Here is a 16,181-nt window from a genome sequence, read left to right as displayed (position 1 = left end):
TTAGTTCCCCACGGCAGCCAGCAGGCTCTGCAACATTTCGTCGACGGTCGAAATGATCTTCGACGAGGCCGAATAGGTGCGCTCGACCTGAAGCATCAAGGACATCTCGTCGTCCATGTTGACGCCGCTGACGTTCGACAGCGCCGCGGTGCTGCGGTCGAGCAGCGTTTTCTGATAGGTGACGTTGGCGTCCGCGGTCTTGCGCTGGTTTTCGATCCAGCTCGTCGACGACGAAGCGAAGTCGATCAAGCTGCCGCTCGGCTTGCCTTGCGTGGTCGCGTCGAACGGCTGCGAAGCATCCATGCCGCCGATGAGCTGTTGCAGCCGGGCCGAGTAGCCGCCATTGCCGGCGGTGTTGTATTGGTATGCGACGTTGCCGCTGATCGCGCCGTCGCGCAGCAGATTTGGGTCGCCGCCCTGGGCCGGATCGACCGACGCAGCGACGCTGATCAGGCCGGCAAGACCGACCGAGACGGTGGCGCTCGCCGGCATCGCCGGCGCGCCAGGATAGGTGAAGAGGCCGGGAACGTCGGGCAGCGCCGCGGCCGTCTGATCGCTTTCCTTGAAGGTGTTGATCAGGCCGCGCGCGATTTCGTCGAGCTGGCTCTGATAGGTGACGGTGTCCTGGTCACGCAGCTGAGCGAGGCCCGCGAGCTTGCCCGACTTCAGCGGCATCACTGAATTGGCGCCTGTCACCGGCACGCCGTCGACATAGACCGCATTGCCCGTGGTGCCGGCCGTATAAGAGTTGGTGGGCACGAAGCTCACCGTACGCGCCGTCTTGTCGAACAGGACGGCGCCGCTGTCGGTGTAGAGCGCAGCGTCGCCGTTGGGGCGGAGCGACATCGTGACGCCGAGTTCCTGCGACAGCTGCGAGACGATGCTGTCGCGCTGGTCGAGATAGTCGGTGATGTCGTCACCGGAGATCGTGCCCTTCACGATCGCCGTATTCACGGTCTGGAACTGGGAGAGCAACTGATTAATGTTCTGAACCGACGTTTTCATGTCGGCATCCGCGCCCTCACGGACCGATTGCACGGTCTGGGTCGCCTGGTTGAGCGCGGTCGCCATGTCCTTGGCGGACGTGACCGCCGCCTGCGCCAGCGTGGTGTTATCAGGAGCGTTGGCGTATTGCTGGAGCGCCTGCTTCAGCGCATTGAGCTGCGCCGTCGGCGACTGGTCGAGCTCCGGATCGTCCACCGTGGCAGACGCGATCTTCTGGAGACCGTCATAAATCGCGCCCTGCTTGGCCGATGACGAGGTCGCGATCAGGACATTGTCGTAGAGACCCGAGCTGGCGGCGCGCTGGATCGCCGCCACATAGACGCCGGTCCCGGGGAGGTTGTCCAGCACGGCGATCTTGCGCGAATAGCCGGTGGCGCTGGCACCGGCGATGTTGCGCGAGATCACCGACGACTGGATGCCCGACGCCATCAGCGAGGAGCGGGCGGATTCGAGAGCGGCGGTAAGGTTCATGATCTGCTCTTGCCGGGGACGAGCGCTGTGGGACTCAGCGCTTCAGGTTGACGACCACGTCCAGCAGATCGGCGCCGGTCTGGAACGATTTCGAGTTCGCGGTGAAGCCGCGCTGTGCCTCGATCATCGAGGTCAGCTCGTCGGCGAGATCGACGTTGGAGTCCTCCAGCGCACCCGACTGGATCGTGCCGAGACCGCCCTGGCCGGCGAGGCCGACCTGCACGTTGCCGGAATCCAGGTTCGGCGAATAGACGTTGCCGACTTCGGGCGTCAGGTGGTCCGGGCTCGGCACAGTCGCGAGCGCGATCTGGAAGCTCGGAAGCTCGGTACCGTTCTTGAGCACGGCGGTGACCACGCCCTTGTCGTCGATGTTGATCTTCTCGACCGCGGACGGGGCGTTACCGTCGACCGTCGCCTTGAAGTCAAAGGCGGAGGCGACCTGCGTCATCGCTGACATGTCGATGTTGAACGTGCCCGAACCGCCGGGAATTGCGACCGTGAGCGACTTGGGGCTGGCTGCAGCCAGCGCGCCCTTGCCGGCCGCAGTCACATCGAAGGTGAACGTGGTGGCCGGGCCTGGTGTCGTGAGCTGGTTGCCAGCGGGATCGTAGACTTCGATGTCCCAGGTGTTCGCACCGTTCTTCGCCGCATAGACGTCCAGCGTCACGGCATTGCCGATGTTGTCGTAGGTCACCATTGACGTCTTCGACGTGTAGTTGGACGGCGGACCGGCCACAACGGGCGCAGCAAACGCCGTTGCGCTGGGATCCAGGTTCGCGGCCACGGTCGCCTTGGTCGACGGCGCAGCCTGGAGCGCCATTGTGTTGACGTTGACGACCTGGAGGCCGCCGAAGCCGTTGGCGGCGACGGTCGGCGTAGCACCGTTGGCGATGTTGTAGCCCATCAGCTGGAAGCCGGCGGCGTTGACGAGGTTGCCCGTGCTGTCGGGCACGAAGGCACCGGCGCGCGTCAGGAAATTGTTGCCGTTCGCGTCCTGCACGACGAAGAAGCCGTTACCCTGGACCGCGAGATCCGTCGTCGAGGTCGTGAACTGGTAGTTGCCGGCATCGGAGATGGCGTAGCGCACCGTGGTCTCGACGGCGCCAGAGTCGTAATTGCCGGAGCCGCTCTTCAGGATCAGCGACGAGAATTCGGTCGAAGCCCGCTTGTAGCCGGTCGTGTTGACGTTCGCGATGTTGTCCGAAACCGTCGACAGCTTGTTGGACTGCGCGTTCATTCCGGAAACGCCGGTGCGCATAACACCATACAGGCTCATGAATTAGGCTCCTTTGGTAGGTTGCAGTTACAATGCGGGTTCTTGCTTGCGCGGGGCTGATGATTGGGACCCGTGCACAACTTTCAGTTTGTCCTGATCATGTCGTCTTGGGTTGACAGAGGGAACGCGCCTTGTCGGTCCACGCGCCGAAGCCGCTCGAGACGAGATGAGCGACGATGTGGCAGACGTAGCGTTTCTGCGCCGGCTGGTTGTTGGGGCCGGCATTGTAGCGGGCGACCGCCATGGTCCAGCTGCCCTCGCGCTGCTTCAGCTCCTTCAGGAAGCGCGCGGCATATTCCACGTTCTTGGCGGGATCGAACATCGCGCGCACCGAGGCGAACTTGTCGCCGTGATAATAGTGGTTGATCTGCATGCAGCCGAGATCGATCAGCTTGATGCCCTTGGCTCGCATCGCTTCGAAATTCGCGACCGCATCATTCATGTCCTTGGCGAATACGGTCTGCCCGTCCGCGCCAAGCGCGTAAGGGTAGAGCGCGCCGCGGCGGCCGGTCTCGGTCAGGCCGACCGCATAGAGAATGCCGAGCGGAATCCCGTGCTGCTGGGACGCACGCGCCATCTCGCGCTCGCAGGGGCGCGCGTTGTCGGTCGCTGCTGCCGCGGCGCCCGCGTTACAGATAAACAGGGCCGCGACGAATCTGCGGCGCCACGTCTTGATCATGACGGGTCTCCTGGTTGGATTGGCGCTCCTCGCGAGCCTGCCGCGCGCCGCCGTCCGATTGTCCCGACGAGTTACCGGCACCGTTGAACGTGCCTTGCGACTGGGAGGGCGGCTGTTGCTGGCCCGAGAGCTGTGGCTGCGATTGGCCAGAGCCGCTCTGGAATCCATCCAGCGAGCCGTGCTGGACCGGCGCGACATCAGCGACGTAACCGGCCGACTGCATCAGATCGCGGATCGAGTCGCGCTGCTGGTCCAGCATCTGGCTGGTGTCCTTGCGTTCGGCCGCAAGCTGGACGGAGACTTCGGCGCCAACGAGACGCAGGCGAACGGTGACGTTGCCCAGCTGCGGCGGCTCGAGATTGATGGTCAGGATCTTGAGCGGCTGATCCGGCCCGCTGCCTTGCGACGTCGCAAGGTCCGGGACGGCGGACGCCGTCGGTGCGGACTCCTTCAACTCGGTGACAACCGCATTGGCGACCTGTTGCGGGGCGTTGAACTGCGCCGGTGGCAGATGGGTCTCCTGCTGGACCACGGTCACCCTGGTCGCTTCGGGCAATGCGTCCCGCGACGAGGCTTTGACGGCGCGTTCCACGTTGGCGGTGACAGCCTCGAAACCCGATGACGCGGGCATCGCGTTCGGCGCGGCCTCGCCGCCCTGCAGCGGCGTTGCCTGTGGGCTTGCCCCCGCTTGCGAAGCCGGACCCTGGGCGCGTGGACTGACTGGAGCAGCAGCCGATGGTGCAGAATCCGCCGTGACCGCCTTCGCCGTGCTGACGCCCTGAACGTCGCGCTTCGCTGCGGACGATCGCTCGTCACGCAGGGCATCCTTCTTGTCGCCCGCAGTCGGCTGCGTCTGCGGCTGCACCTGCGGCGTCATGGCCGGCACCGCCGCAAGTTCCTGCCCGACGATCGCAGGAATGCTCGACCGGCTCTGGACGTCCGCCTTCACGACCTGGTCGATCGGACCCTGCTTCTCCGACGGCTTGTCAGCCGATGTGTCGGAGGCCTTGTCAGACTTGTCGGCCGATTTGGGCTTATCGGTCGCGTCGGTACGATCGCGCACCGTCTCGTCCGTCTTGTCTTTCTCGGCCGGGTGTACCAGGCGTGCATGCAGCGTTCCCGCCTTCACGGCCGTATCGCTGCCCTCATCGTTCAACGCCCGCTTTGCCATGTTCGAGACGGTGTGGAGCAGATCGTTGAACGACGAATCCGCCTGCGATTTCGCACCGGTGCCCTTCGCCGACCGCGATGTCCCACGTATATTGAGACTCTCGGCGAGACCGGAGAAGAGCTGTCCGGAGGTTCCGCTGAGCTTGGTCATGGACGGCGATCCCTGGTGAGAAGTTCGAGTTCGCCGAGCTGCTTCTGCGCGCGCGCGAGGGTTGCGGTCGATGATGCAAGATCGACACGTGCTGGCGTGATCGGAGGTTTTTCGGCGGCAGCGGCGAGGCCGCCCGCGAACGGCTTGCGGACATCGAGCGCAAGCTGAACCGTGGCGTTCAGGAGCGGCACGTCGCGCTCAGGCAGCTTCGACCGGTCGATCGCCTTGAGCTCGGCGAGACCGCCGTCATATTCGTCGGTGAGCGCCCGCGAGGCCCCCCGGAAGAAATGCGCCCGCTCGCGCTCCGCCGAGGCATCTGCGCTGAGCGTCAGCGCACGCTCGCCGGCGAGCCGGGTCACTTCCATCCGTCCGCGCACCATCGCACTGCGCGCGATCATGAGATAGAGCTTGAGGCGGCTGGCGCGATCGATCTGCTCCAGCATGGCAACGATCCGCGCAAAGCGACGCTCGTCGAGCGCAAGGCTCGATTGCGTCAGGCCCGTGGAGAAACGCTGCCAGAAATCGCCGGCGTAGATCGAGTTGCGGTAGTGGCGGATATAGGCCAGCGTCAAAAATTCGAACTTGTCGAAATCCTCCGCCTGCCCGACCAGCAGGATCTCGCGCCGCAGAGCGGCCTCCTCCACGAGCGTGCCCGGCAGGAGCAGGCGCGCGTCGTCCAGGCGCTCGATCGCGAGCGAGGCCTCGCTGCGTGCGAACAGCGCGCCCTGGACCAGCGCGACCTGTCCGCCCAGGCCCGACGGAATCGTCCGTGGCTTGACATCCTTGAGCAGCTCACGCGCTTCGTCCTGGCGGCCCTCGACATAGGCGAGCGCGCCGTCGAACAGCCGTCCGTCAACGTTGATCTTGTCGCGCGGCAGCTTGCGGACCACTTGCGGCGCGCCGCCGCTGAGCAGGTAGATGACGAGCGCCTGGCCGTTCTGAGGGTTGCTCCACACGCCCGCATCAGCGGCAAGAAACTTCTCGCCGATCTGACGGATCAGTGCGATGTGGCTGCCATGCGCCGCGGTGTCACCATTGGCGATGCCGTCCTGCACCGCCTGCAATGCGCGCACGAGCTCATAGGGTTCGCCCGATGTCGATGCCGGAGCCGATACCGGTGCTGGTGCTGGTGCTGGCGCCGGATCGGCCAATACGCGTGCGGCCGTCAGCGGCAACGCCATCAGCAACACAGCGCAGAGGAGCGGCCTGATCAAGGGCGCTTCTCCCGGATCAAGATCTCGATCCGGCGGTTCTGCGCGGCCGCCGGGTCGCCTGGAAGCTTCGGCCGCCGATCGGCATAGCCCTCAACGTGCTCGATCCGCTGCGCGTCGACGCCGGAGCGAACCAGCATGTAATAGGCCATCTGCGCCCGCGCCGTCGACAGCCGCCAATTGTCGTAGGTCTCCGACTTGTACGGCCGATTGTCGGTATGGCCGCGCACGATGATCACACCCTGGCGTTTCGTCAGCAGCGGCCCGATCTTGTCGATCACGCGGATCAGCTCGGGCCGCGGCTCGGCCGAGCCGACCGCGAACATGCCGAAGCTGGCATCGTCGGTCAGGCTGATCAGAAGACCTTCCTCGACCTGACGCACCTCCGCCACCGGTCCCGCGCCGGCCTTGATGTCCGACAGCGCCTCCGCAATCGCGGACTGAAGCTGCTTGACGGTCGGCTGCTGTGCTTGAGCGGCATCGCGCGGCTCGGGCTCCTTCGTCGTGTCAGCGGGCCGCGCAGCGGCATTGGCCTGGGCGCCCTCACGGGAAGACGGCGCAGGCCCTGGCGGCAGCAGGGGCGACAGGCTCGCGGACGACGCATCCGCGTTCGACGCCACGCTTCCGCCAGCATCATCCGTCTTGGCCCGGCGCGGCTGCGGCTCGGTCGGCCCCGCGGCCGATGCACCGTCGCGCGCCGACGCGTTCGGCTTGGGCTCGCTCTCGATGATGCGATCCGCATCCTTCGACGCCTGCGGCGCCAGCTTCCAGTAGCCGGGATCGAATGGATCGCGGTAGGCATCGCCTCCCTTGAGGCCATCCTCTTCGGCAGAGGTCAGCGCGCCGGCGCGGCGCTGGCCCGTGGCCTGATTCGCGCTGTTCGCGATCTCAGCAAGCGTCGCGAAGGGGTCGCGAAACAGGACTTTCTCTTCGAAGGAGGCCGGCTTCTCGGCCGTCGGGGAGTCGCCGCGACGTTCTTCGTTCGGCCCCGCTGGCTGACGGCGACCGTCCTGGCCTTCGAGCGCGGTCGGCTCCTTCTTGGAGAGATCCTTGAGACCTTTCGGGGCAGGCGCGTTCTCGGCAAGCTTGATCGGGTTGAAATAGCTCGCGACAACCTGCTTCTGGTCCTGGTTGAGCGCGTTGAGCAGCCACATCACCAGGAAGAACGCCATCATTGCGGTCATGAAGTCCGCATAGGCGATCTTCCAGACGCCGCCGTGATGCGCCTCCTCGGCGAAAGCGCTGCGCCTGCGGATGATGACCAGTTCGTTTTTGACTTCTTCGACCATGGCGGACTACCGGCGCGCGTCCTTCAGCCGTTCGCTCCAGGCCGTGATCTGCGTCTCGATCACGGTCTGGTCGGCGACGACGCGAACCTCAGGGGTTTCGGCGGTCTCGTACTCGATGCCGGTTCGCCTGGACGCCTCGAGTTGCGTCCTGACGAGATCAAGCAATTCGCTCGGGCCGGTGACCTTGAACACCGGCACCGGCGAATTGCCGGTCAGTGCCGCAATCTGCTCGACCAGCGACTCGATCGCCTTGTCGCGAACCGCATCGGCCAGGAACGGCAGCAATATGCGCGCAACGGAGCTCGCGATGTTGGTCTCGATCTCGCGGCACGCCGCCTCGAAGCCGCTCACGATCGCGCCCGCCTGCTGGTCGGACCATTTGCCTCGCTCCTCGCCGAGCCGGATCGCGCTGCGGACGCGTTCCTCGGCTACCCTGGCATCGCCATCGGCAACGCCGGCGGCATGGCCGCGACGATAGGCGTCGTCGAGAAGATTGACCGGCGGAGCTTCCGGCTCGGGTGCGGGCGACTGGAGCTGCGGCTGCGATTGGGGCTGACGCTGCGGCTGGGCCGGCGCCTGCGGCTCGCGCCGGGCCTCCTTCGGCCTCGTCAGCACGTCCTGGATCTTGGGCGGCGGAGGCAGCGGCGGGGACTTGGCCCGGCCGTTCGCGTCGAACTGCGTCAGGAGTTTTCCGATTGCCGCGTTCATGCCGCCTCCTCGCGTCTCATCCAGTCTTTAAGGATCGCTGCTGCCTGCATCTGATCGAGCCGGACAATTTGCTCCAGCCGCTTCTGCGGCGTCCGCTGCATCTTGCCTTCGAGGTCCTCGACGAGGTTGAGCTCGGGATCCTGACTCTCAGCCAATGCAAGGGCTGCGGCAGTTTCGAGCTCAGCGGCCTCGGCCGCCTCGGTCTGCTCCTGCGCCGCGCGGTGGGTCAGGATGCCGTTGACCGCCGGCCGAAGTCCGAACCAGACCAGCATGGAAGCGACGGCCAGGATCGTCACCGCGTTGATGACGCTGCCGAGCTGCTTGTTGATCATCTCGACGAAGCTGATCGGCGGCACCGGCGCGAGTTCGCGCGAGCCTTCGATGAAGTCGACGGCCGTCACCTGGATCTGGTCGCCGCGCGTCTTGTCCAGCCCGCCAGCCGTCGCCGCGAGCTGGCTGATCTCGGCGAGCTTGCTGTCGACGATGGCCTGATTGCTCTTGTCGCCGAGATCGGCGACGAGCCGGGCGCGATTGACCAGCACAGCGATGAAGAGCTTCTTGACCAGATAGCCGTCGCTCACCGTGGTCGTGGTCTTCGACGACACCTCGAAATTGGTGACGTCCTCACGGCGGTTCTTGTCTTCGCTTGAATTCTTGGTGCCGCCGGCGTTGACCTGCTGATCGGGGAGATTCTGCTGCACCGTTGTCGGCGTCGACCGGTCCGCGTTCTGCGACTTCTCGTTTTCGCGCACGTTCCGGACCGAACGTTCCGCACGGGCCTCCGGATCGTAGACGGTCTCGTTGGTCTGCCGCTTGTCGGTCGAGAGCTGCGGGGCGACGCTCACCTCGAAATTGTCCAGGCCCAGATACGGCGTCAGCGCCTTGCGGATGTTCTCCTGCACCATGCCGCCGACCGTCTTCTGAAGGCTTGCCATCTTGGTCGGAGCGGCAGTCGCCTCGTCCTCTTCGGCAAGCAGCATCGAACCGTCGGCATCCAGCACCGTCACCTTGTCTTTGCTCATACCCGGGATAGCTGCAGCGACGAGATGGCGGATCGATTGCGCGGTACGGGCCTCGATCGCGCCGTCGGTGCGCAGCACGACGGACGCCGAAGGTGGCTGCTGCGTCGCGCGGAACGAGCCGCGCACCGGCAGCACGATATGCACCCGCGCCGCCTTGACGCCCTTCATGAGCTGAACGGTCCGCGCGATCTCGCCCTCGAGCGCCCGGAGCTTGGTGACTTCCTGCATGAACGAGGTCAGGCCGAGCGAGCCGATCTTGTCGAATAGCTCGTAGCCGGAATTGGCGCTGGTCGGCAGCCCCTTCTCGGCGAGCAGCATCCGTGCCTGCATGGTCTGGCTCGGGCGCACCGAGACGGCATCACCGGCGGTATTGACGTCGAAGGCGATGTTCTGCTCGCGCAGCGCCGCGCCCATGCGCGTCACGTCCTCGCGGGTCAGGCCGGTATAGAGCGTCTCGAATTCAGGCCGACTCAGATAGTAGGCGCCGCCGACAACGGTGACGAGGACCGCAAAGCCGATCAGCCCCAACGCCATCAGGCGTCGCGGCCCAAGCTCCAGCAGATTGTTGAGCAGTTGCTGTATTTGCGCACGACTGAACAGCATATGACCTCGTACCAATGCGAACGTAGAGGACACTCCGCTGCCAACCTTGTCTGAAGGTTGCGCAAGGACACGAATGTGTCAGTTCACTGGCGAGGCGTTGTAATTTTACAAGAATCTCCTCCGGCGCGGGCATGCGGCCGCATGGCAGCGCGATCGGCTGCGGCGTTTTGCATGGAATCTGGCGTCAGGAGGTCATTGCGGGCACGTCATGTGCCGCCAAATCCGCCATTCATGGCGGGGACCGTGCTCCCTTGGGAGCACGGTCGTGTCCAAAGCCGAAGCTTACTTGAACAGCGACAGGATGCTCTGGCTGTTCTGGTTGGCGATCGAGAGCGCCTGAACGCCGAGCTGCTGCTGGGTCTGGAGCGCCTGCAGGCGGGTCGATTCCGCGTTCATGTCGGCGTCGACGAGCTGACCGACACCGCGATCCACCGAGTCCATCAGGGTCTTGACGAATTCCGTGTTGGTCGAGATGCGGTTCTTGACGGCACCGAGGTCTGCAGCAGCCGAAGCCACCGAGTTGATCGCAGCGGTGACCTGCGCGATGTAGGTATCGAGCACGGCCTGGTCGGTCGGCGCATCGTTCAGCGTGCCGATCTTCATGTTGTCGATCGACACGCCGCTGGTCTGGGTGTCCAGAATGCCGGTGGAGGTCGAGCTGTAGAGCGAGTAGCTGGAGATCGTCAGAGTGATCGAGCCGATGGTCGGCGTGCTCTGGACGCGAGAGAACGACGACACCAGGTCGAAGGTCGCCGGCGTCGAGGCGGTCGCGCTCAGCCAGTTCACGCCGTTGAAGGTTGCCGCATCGGCGGTATTCTTCATCTGCTGCTGAATCTGGGTGATGTCGGCCTGGATCTTGGCCCGGTCGATACCGGCGGTCTTGGCTTCGACCAGCAGCGACTGGAGCTTGGTCAGGCCGCCGGTCTTGTCGCCGACGACGGCGGTCAGAGCGGTATATTCGGTATCGACGGTCGCAGCCGACAGACCGAGCGAGTCGGAGACGGCGGAGAGCGCGGCGTTGTCGGCGCGCATCGAGGTTGCGATCGACCAGTAGGCGGCGTTGTCCGAAGCGGTCGAGACGCGCTGGCCGGTCGAGATCCGGTTCTGCGTGGTCGCGAGCTGCGAGCTGACATTGCGGAGGGTCTGCAGCGCGGTCATTGCAGACGAGTTGGTGAGCAGACTAGAACTCATTTTTAACGTCCCCTGGAAATGGAATGAATTTTTTGGGACATACCGGGCTTGCACCGGTACGACAGGGCGGCATCATGCCTTTGAGCCGCAAAAAAGCGCGCTCAACCTGTCGTAACGGCGGCGATAGCACGCCAAGTTTGCGCGAGGCTTGTGGCTCTGTGACCGGACCCGAACGGGGGAGCCGAAATTACGGCCTGCGCGGGAGCTCACGCCAAAATGAAAAGGGCCGCGCTTCGTGAGAAGCGCGGCCCCCTCAGATGGTTCTCAGGCTTAGCGGAACAGCGACAGGATGCTCTGGCTGTTCTGGTTGGCGATCGAGAGCGCCTGAACGCCGAGCTGTTGCTGGGTCTGGAGCGCCTGGAGGCGGGTCGATTCCGCGTTCATGTCGGCGTCGACGAGCTGGCCGATACCGCGATCAACGGAGTCCATCAGGGTCTTGACGAATTCCGTGTTGGTCGAGATGCGGTTCTTGACGGCACCGAGGTCTGCAGCAGCCGAGGCCACCGAGTTGATCGCAGCGGTGACCTGCGCGATATAGGTATCGAGCACGGCCTGGTCGGTCGGCGCATCGTTCAGCGTGCCGATCTTCATGTTGTCGATCGACACGCCGCTGGTCTGGGTGTCCAGAATGCCGGTGGAGGTCGAGCTGTAGAGCGAGTAACTGGAGATCGTCAGAGTGATCGAGCCGATGGTCGGCGTGCTCTGGACGCGAGAGAACGACGACACCAGGTCGAAGGTCGCCGGCGTCGAGGCGGTCGCGCTCAGCCAGTTCACGCCGTTGAAGGTTGCCGCATCGGCGGTATTCTTCATCTGCTGCTGAATCTGGGTGATGTCGGCCTGGATCTTGGCCCGGTCGATACCGGCGGTCTTGGCTTCGACCAGCAGCGACTGGAGCTTGGTCAGGCCGCCGGTCTTGTCGCCGACGACGGCGGTCAGAGCGGTATATTCGGTATCGACGGTCGCAGCCGACAGACCGAGCGAGTCGGAGACGGCGGAGAGCGCGGCGTTGTCGGCGCGCATCGAGGTTGCGATCGACCAGTAGGCGGCGTTGTCCGAAGCGGTCGAGACGCGCTGGCCGGTCGAGATACGGTTCTGCGTGGTCGCGAGCTGCGAGCTGACATTGCGGAGGGTCTGCAGCGCGGTCATTGCAGACGAGTTGGTGAGAAGGCTAGAACCCATTTTGATGTCCCTTTGAGATTGATTGAGTGGGGACATACCGGACTTGCACCGGTACGACAGGGCGGCGTCATGCCTTTGGGCTGCGGAAAACCGGTTAGGGCCCAACCTGTCGTAGCGACGACCCTAACCCGCGAAGCTTGTGTGGGGCTTGTGGCCCTGTGTCCTGACTGCAACAGGACGGCCGAAATGACGGCGTGCGCGTGGCGTCATGCCAAACGAACGTCGCGCCAAACGAAAGGGCCGCGCTTCACTAGAAGCGCGGCCCTCCCCGGATTGTCTTTGGGCTTAGCGGAACAGCGACAGGATGCTCTGGCTGCTGTTGTTCGCGATGGAGAGCGCCTGCACGCCGAGCTGCTGCTGGACCTGGAGGGCCGCCAGACGGGTGGACTCCTGGTTCATGTCGGCGTCGACGAGCTGGCCGATACCACGATCAACCGAGTCCATCAGGGTCTTGACGAATTCGGTGTTGGTCGAGATGCGGTTCTTGACGGCGCCGAGATCGGCGGCCGCCGAAGCTGCCGAGTTGATCGCAGCGGTGACCTGCGCGATGTAGGTATCGAGCACGGCCTGGTCGGTTGGCGAATCGTTCAGCGTGCCGATCTTCATGTTGTCGATCGACACGCCGCTGGCCTGGGTGTCCAGAATGCCGGTGGAGGTCGCGGTGTAGAGCGAGTAGCTGGAGATCGTCAGGGTGATCGAGCCGGTGGTCGGCGTGCTCTGGACGCGGGAGTATGACGACACGAGGTCGAAGGTCGCCGGCGTCGAGGCGGTCGTGCTCAGCCAGTTCACGCCGTTGAAGGTCGCCGCATCGGCGGTGCTCTTCATCTGCTGCTGGATCTGGGTGACGTCCGCCTGGATCTTGGTGCGGTCGATACCAGCCGTCTTGGCTTCGACCAGCAGCGCCTGGAGCTTGGTCAGGCCAGAGTCCTTGTCGCCGATAACCGTGTTCAGAGCGGTGTATTCGGTGTCGACGGTCGCGGCCGACAGACCGAGCGAGTCGGAGACGGCGGAGAGCGCGGCGTTGTCGGCGCGCATCGAGGTTGCGATCGACCAGTAGGCGGCGTTGTCCGAAGCGGTCGAGACGCGCTGGCCGGTGGAGATCCGGGTCTGCGTGGTGGAGAGCTGCGAGCTCACAGACCGCAAGGTCTGGAGTGCGGTCATGGCGGTCGAGTTCGTAAGCAGGCTTGACATTGCGAATGTCCCTTTATGTACGCGTTACATTTCACGAGGGGACATACCGGGTTTTCACCGGTACGGAGGGGCGGCATCATGCCTTTGGACTGATGTGGGTGGGGTCCAACCCGCCGTGACGCATTGCTAGCACGCCGAATCTTGCGCCCAGATTAAGATCGGCTTGAATTTCGCTGTAATATCAGATGGTTAATATTACCCTCTGCTAACCTTAGACCGTTACTTCCCGCTAACCATAACCAGCCGGCCGGCGATCGTGGCCGTTACGAGAACGACCTCACCAAGCCTGAGGCCAGCAGGTTCCAGCCGTCGATCAGCACGAAGAACAGCATCTTGAACGGCAGCGCGAGGATCGTCGGAGGCATCATCATCATGCCCATCGACATGGTCAGCGTCGCCACGATCATGTCGATGACGAGGAACGGCAGCATGATGAGGAATCCGATCTCGAACGAACGCCTCAGCTCGGAAATCATGAAGGCCGGAATGATGACGCGCAGGTCGACCCGCTTGTCGTCGAACTTCTTGCGAAAGCTCTCCGCGGCGAGCGATTCGAAGGTCTGGAGATCCTTGTCGCGGACATGCGCCAGCATGAACTCGCGGAACGGATCGGTGATCTTCAGATAGGCCTCTTCCTCCGAGATCTCGTTCTTCATGAGAGGCTGGACGCCGGTCTCCCAGGCGCGGTCGAAGGTCGGCGCCATCACGTAGAAGGTCATGAACAGCGCCAGGCTGACCAGCACCAGATTGGCCGGCGTGGTCTGGAGGCCGAGACCGGAGCGCAGGAACGACAGCGCCACCGCAAATCGCGTGAAGCTCGTCACCATGATGAGCAGTCCCGGCGCCACCGACAGCACCGTGATCAGCGCCATCAGCTGGATGATCCGGCCGCTGGTCGAGCCGTTTCCGGGCGGCAGCAGCGAGTTGAGGTCCGGGATCTGGGCCAGTGCCACCTCGGGCAGCACGACCAGAATCAACGCGAGCAGCAGGACTCTCAATTTCACTGAATCACCAACGTCTCAATGATCAATTCGCGCACCTTGCCGGACGAGCGGATATTGGCGCGCTCGGTCAGGTCGTCGCGCAGATGCTGTAGCCCGCGCGATCCCTCGAACTGAGCAACCGAGGCCGACCGCAGATAAGTGATGATGTCCTCGCTGATATGGGCGGCCAGGATGCCGGCATCCTCGTCGCTCATGCTCTCGGTCACCATGGAGGCTTCGACGCGCGCCCAGTTGTTGGCCGGCGCGGCAAGATTGGTCACGATCGGGGACAGTTTTCGAAGCCGCGCGCTGCCGGCGTAGCTCGACGCAATCGGGGGCGGCGTGGCGTTCTTCTTCGAGTCCGCGACGCGCTCGGCGGCGGCAAACAGATGCAGGCCGGCAAGTGCGCCCGCACCGATCGCGACAAGGGTCAGCACCAGGATGGCCGCAATCAGGCGCATCACGATCCCTGCCCTCGCCGCGCGGCCAGGCCGCGACCAGCCTCAGAATGGTGCCACGGCGTCATAGATCCGATGTCCCCATCCAGGCTGCTGCACGTCAGACAGATTTCCACGACCACCATAAGATACGCGCGCCTCCGCGATCTTCTCGTAGGAGATCGTGTTGGTCCGCGAGATATCGCGCGGACGCACGATGCCGCCGACATTGAGCACGCGCATCTCCGTGTTGACGCGGAATTCCTGCGAGCCGCTGATCATCATATTGCCGTTCGGCAACACGTCGGTGACGATCGCGGCGATCGACAGCTTGATGTCCTCCGTGCGGTCGATCTGGCCATTGCCCTTGATCTGGGTGTTGGTGCTGAGGTTGGCGGTGGTCTGGCCCTTGTCGCTCCATCCTGCGACGTCCATCAGCCAGTCGAGCCCGAACTTGATCTGCGAATCGCGCGAACGATCGGTCTTGTTGTCGAGCTTGGCCTTGTCCTGCATCGAGATGATCACCGTCACGACGTCGCCGGTGCGCCTGGCACGGGGATCGCGGTAGAGATCGGTGCCGTCGTCCCAGGTCGAGCGATAGCTGACCGGCGTACGCACGCGGGGGGTCACCGGGATCGGATCGGCCTGGCTCCTCAGGCCGCTGCCGACCGGAGACAATCGCGGACCGGTCAGGACTTCCGCGGGATCACCGATGCATCCGGTCAGCATCAGGAGCGGCAGGATGAGGATCAGATTCTTCATCTATTTGGTCTTTCCGTCATCCACGCGACGCATCCCGCCAAGCAAATCGGCAAGGTGCGCAGCACGCGCCGTATCCATCTCGTTGAAGATCGCGCTCGAGCTCCTCGGGCTGAGCTTGGCAAGCACGGCGGCGGCGGTCTCGTCCGCCATGCCGGCAATCTGGGTGGCCGCGGCGTCCGGCTTCATGCGCGAATAGATCTCGACGACCTGCGCCTCGGCCTTCTTCAGGAAGTCGTCGCGCAGCGCCATCCACTTCTCGTATTCGGCGCGCTTGGCCTCGACCTCGGCGATCCGCTCGCGGAGCAGGCTCTCGGCCTTCTCCAGCTCCTTGAGCTGCCAGGCCAGCCTGGCATCAACCGCGGGATCAGCCACGTTGCTGCAGAACAGGGCAACCTCGCTATCCGCGGCCGCGGCGGCCGCAGGCGGTGCGGGCTTTGGGGGCGCCGTGACGCTGCCGGGCTTGGCGGCCCGAACGGGCGCCGCTGCGGGTGCTTGTGCCACTGCGCGTGAAGGAGCAGGCGCGGCGGGCTCAGGTGCCGGCACCGCGCCGGTGGTTGCGGGCCCGGACTCTTCGGCCGCCCAGGCTGTCGCCCGGATCGATGCATTGTCGGCCGGAATCGGCGAGGCCGGCACAGACGGCTTTTGCTGTCCTGGCGCCCGAGCACGCGCGAAAGACAGCAGGTTGAGCGGCTTCGACGGCTTGGCCTCGTCCAGGGCAAGCGCAGGCGAAGCGCTCATGAGCGCGGAGGCCGCGATCAGGAGGAGGAGCTTGGCTTTGTGATCCAGTTTCAGCATCGGGCCGCGTGCGATTCTCGGTCGAGACCTGAGCATTGAGCGACCAAGCTTGCACGAC

At 64.4% G+C, this 16,181-nt stretch carries 15 protein-coding genes; all 15 read right to left on the bottom strand.

What is annotated here, in order from left to right:
* A complete protein-coding gene (flgK, locus tag AC1RR3_RS36765; protein ID WP_492829915.1) occupies positions 1–1,476 on the bottom strand; it encodes a flagellar hook-associated protein FlgK in 1,476 nt (491 codons plus the stop codon).
* A gap of 34 nt (positions 1,477–1,510) precedes the next feature.
* Complete coding sequence (locus AC1RR3_RS36760; RefSeq protein ID WP_492829913.1) at positions 1,511–2,752, bottom strand: flagellar hook protein FlgE; 1,242 nt, start codon at positions 2,750–2,752, stop codon at positions 1,511–1,513.
* A gap of 97 nt (positions 2,753–2,849) precedes the next feature.
* Positions 2,850–3,431 carry a transglycosylase SLT domain-containing protein gene (locus AC1RR3_RS36755; protein WP_492829911.1) on the bottom strand — a complete coding sequence of 194 codons (582 nt, stop codon included), beginning with the start codon at positions 3,429–3,431 and terminating at the stop codon, positions 2,850–2,852.
* The gene (gene fliK, locus AC1RR3_RS36750; RefSeq protein ID WP_492829909.1) at positions 3,382–4,752 is read right to left on the bottom strand and encodes a flagellar hook-length control protein FliK; all 1,371 of its coding nucleotides are present in this window, start codon (positions 4,750–4,752) and stop codon (positions 3,382–3,384) included. Before fliK ends, AC1RR3_RS36755 begins: the two co-directional genes overlap by 50 nt.
* A complete protein-coding gene (locus AC1RR3_RS36745) occupies positions 4,749–5,966 on the bottom strand; it encodes a chemotaxis protein (RefSeq protein ID WP_492829907.1) in 1,218 nt (405 codons plus the stop codon). The genes fliK and AC1RR3_RS36745 overlap by 4 nt, the downstream gene beginning before the upstream one ends.
* On the bottom strand, positions 5,963–7,252 hold the full coding sequence (locus AC1RR3_RS36740) for a MotB family protein (RefSeq protein ID WP_492829905.1): 1,290 nt from the start codon (positions 7,250–7,252) through the stop codon (positions 5,963–5,965). The genes AC1RR3_RS36745 and AC1RR3_RS36740 overlap by 4 nt, the downstream gene beginning before the upstream one ends.
* Positions 7,253–7,258: 6 nt before the next feature.
* Positions 7,259–7,960: a hypothetical protein gene (locus tag AC1RR3_RS36735; RefSeq protein WP_492829903.1), complete on the bottom strand. Its 702-nt coding sequence runs from the start codon at positions 7,958–7,960 to the stop codon at positions 7,259–7,261.
* A complete protein-coding gene (gene fliF / locus AC1RR3_RS36730; RefSeq protein WP_492829901.1) occupies positions 7,957–9,585 on the bottom strand; it encodes a flagellar basal-body MS-ring/collar protein FliF in 1,629 nt (542 codons plus the stop codon). Before fliF ends, AC1RR3_RS36735 begins: the two co-directional genes overlap by 4 nt.
* 282 nt (positions 9,586–9,867) lie before the next feature.
* Positions 9,868–10,776 carry a flagellin N-terminal helical domain-containing protein gene (locus AC1RR3_RS36725; RefSeq protein ID WP_492829899.1) on the bottom strand — a complete coding sequence of 303 codons (909 nt, stop codon included), beginning with the start codon at positions 10,774–10,776 and terminating at the stop codon, positions 9,868–9,870.
* Positions 10,777–11,046: 270 nt separating this feature from the next.
* Entirely contained in the window at positions 11,047–11,955 is a 909-nt protein-coding gene (locus AC1RR3_RS36720; protein WP_492829898.1) for a flagellin N-terminal helical domain-containing protein, read from the bottom strand.
* A 285-nt stretch (positions 11,956–12,240) separates the two neighbouring features.
* The gene (locus AC1RR3_RS36715; RefSeq protein ID WP_492829896.1) at positions 12,241–13,146 is read right to left on the bottom strand and encodes a flagellin N-terminal helical domain-containing protein; all 906 of its coding nucleotides are present in this window, start codon (positions 13,144–13,146) and stop codon (positions 12,241–12,243) included.
* A gap of 263 nt (positions 13,147–13,409) precedes the next feature.
* Positions 13,410–14,150 (bottom strand): flagellar type III secretion system pore protein FliP, encoded by a 741-nt coding sequence (fliP, locus tag AC1RR3_RS36710; protein ID WP_492829894.1) that lies wholly within the window; start codon positions 14,148–14,150, stop codon positions 13,410–13,412.
* Positions 14,147–14,590, bottom strand: a complete 444-nt coding sequence (locus AC1RR3_RS36705; RefSeq protein ID WP_492830013.1) for a flagellar basal body-associated FliL family protein — start codon at positions 14,588–14,590, stop codon at positions 14,147–14,149. Before AC1RR3_RS36705 ends, fliP begins: the two co-directional genes overlap by 4 nt.
* Before the next feature lie 42 nt (positions 14,591–14,632).
* Complete coding sequence (gene flgH, locus AC1RR3_RS36700; protein ID WP_492829892.1) at positions 14,633–15,328, bottom strand: flagellar basal body L-ring protein FlgH; 696 nt, start codon at positions 15,326–15,328, stop codon at positions 14,633–14,635.
* Positions 15,329–16,123 (bottom strand): MotE family protein, encoded by a 795-nt coding sequence (locus AC1RR3_RS36695; protein WP_492829891.1) that lies wholly within the window; start codon positions 16,121–16,123, stop codon positions 15,329–15,331.
* Positions 16,124–16,181: the final 58 nt, after the last annotated feature.

The sequence above is a fragment of the Bradyrhizobium sp. GW821-FHT13H05 genome (assembly GCF_058804065.1).
This window is presented reverse-complemented; position numbering and strand designations above follow the sequence as displayed.

What these genes read in the sequence shown, in the direction of transcription:
- flgK (WP_492829915.1), bottom strand. Translation starts at nt 1,476, where the DNA reads ATGAACCTTACCGCCGCTCTCGAATCCGCCCGCTCCTCGCTGATGGCG.
- AC1RR3_RS36760 (WP_492829913.1), bottom strand. Translation starts at nt 2,752, where the DNA reads ATGAGCCTGTATGGTGTTATGCGCACCGGCGTTTCCGGAATGAACGCG.
- AC1RR3_RS36755 (WP_492829911.1), bottom strand. Translation starts at nt 3,431, where the DNA reads ATGATCAAGACGTGGCGCCGCAGATTCGTCGCGGCCCTGTTTATCTGT.
- fliK (WP_492829909.1), bottom strand. Translation starts at nt 4,752, where the DNA reads ATGACCAAGCTCAGCGGAACCTCCGGACAGCTCTTCTCCGGTCTCGCC.
- AC1RR3_RS36740 (WP_492829905.1), bottom strand. Translation starts at nt 7,252, where the DNA reads ATGGTCGAAGAAGTCAAAAACGAACTGGTCATCATCCGCAGGCGCAGC.
- AC1RR3_RS36735 (WP_492829903.1), bottom strand. Translation starts at nt 7,960, where the DNA reads ATGAACGCGGCAATCGGAAAACTCCTGACGCAGTTCGACGCGAACGGC.
- fliF (WP_492829901.1), bottom strand. Translation starts at nt 9,585, where the DNA reads ATGCTGTTCAGTCGTGCGCAAATACAGCAACTGCTCAACAATCTGCTG.
- AC1RR3_RS36725 (WP_492829899.1), bottom strand. Translation starts at nt 10,776, where the DNA reads ATGAGTTCTAGTCTGCTCACCAACTCGTCTGCAATGACCGCGCTGCAG.
- AC1RR3_RS36720 (WP_492829898.1), bottom strand. Translation starts at nt 11,955, where the DNA reads ATGGGTTCTAGCCTTCTCACCAACTCGTCTGCAATGACCGCGCTGCAG.
- AC1RR3_RS36715 (WP_492829896.1), bottom strand. Translation starts at nt 13,146, where the DNA reads ATGTCAAGCCTGCTTACGAACTCGACCGCCATGACCGCACTCCAGACC.
- AC1RR3_RS36705 (WP_492830013.1), bottom strand. Translation starts at nt 14,590, where the DNA reads ATGCGCCTGATTGCGGCCATCCTGGTGCTGACCCTTGTCGCGATCGGT.
- flgH (WP_492829892.1), bottom strand. Translation starts at nt 15,328, where the DNA reads ATGAAGAATCTGATCCTCATCCTGCCGCTCCTGATGCTGACCGGATGC.
- AC1RR3_RS36695 (WP_492829891.1), bottom strand. Translation starts at nt 16,123, where the DNA reads ATGCTGAAACTGGATCACAAAGCCAAGCTCCTCCTCCTGATCGCGGCC.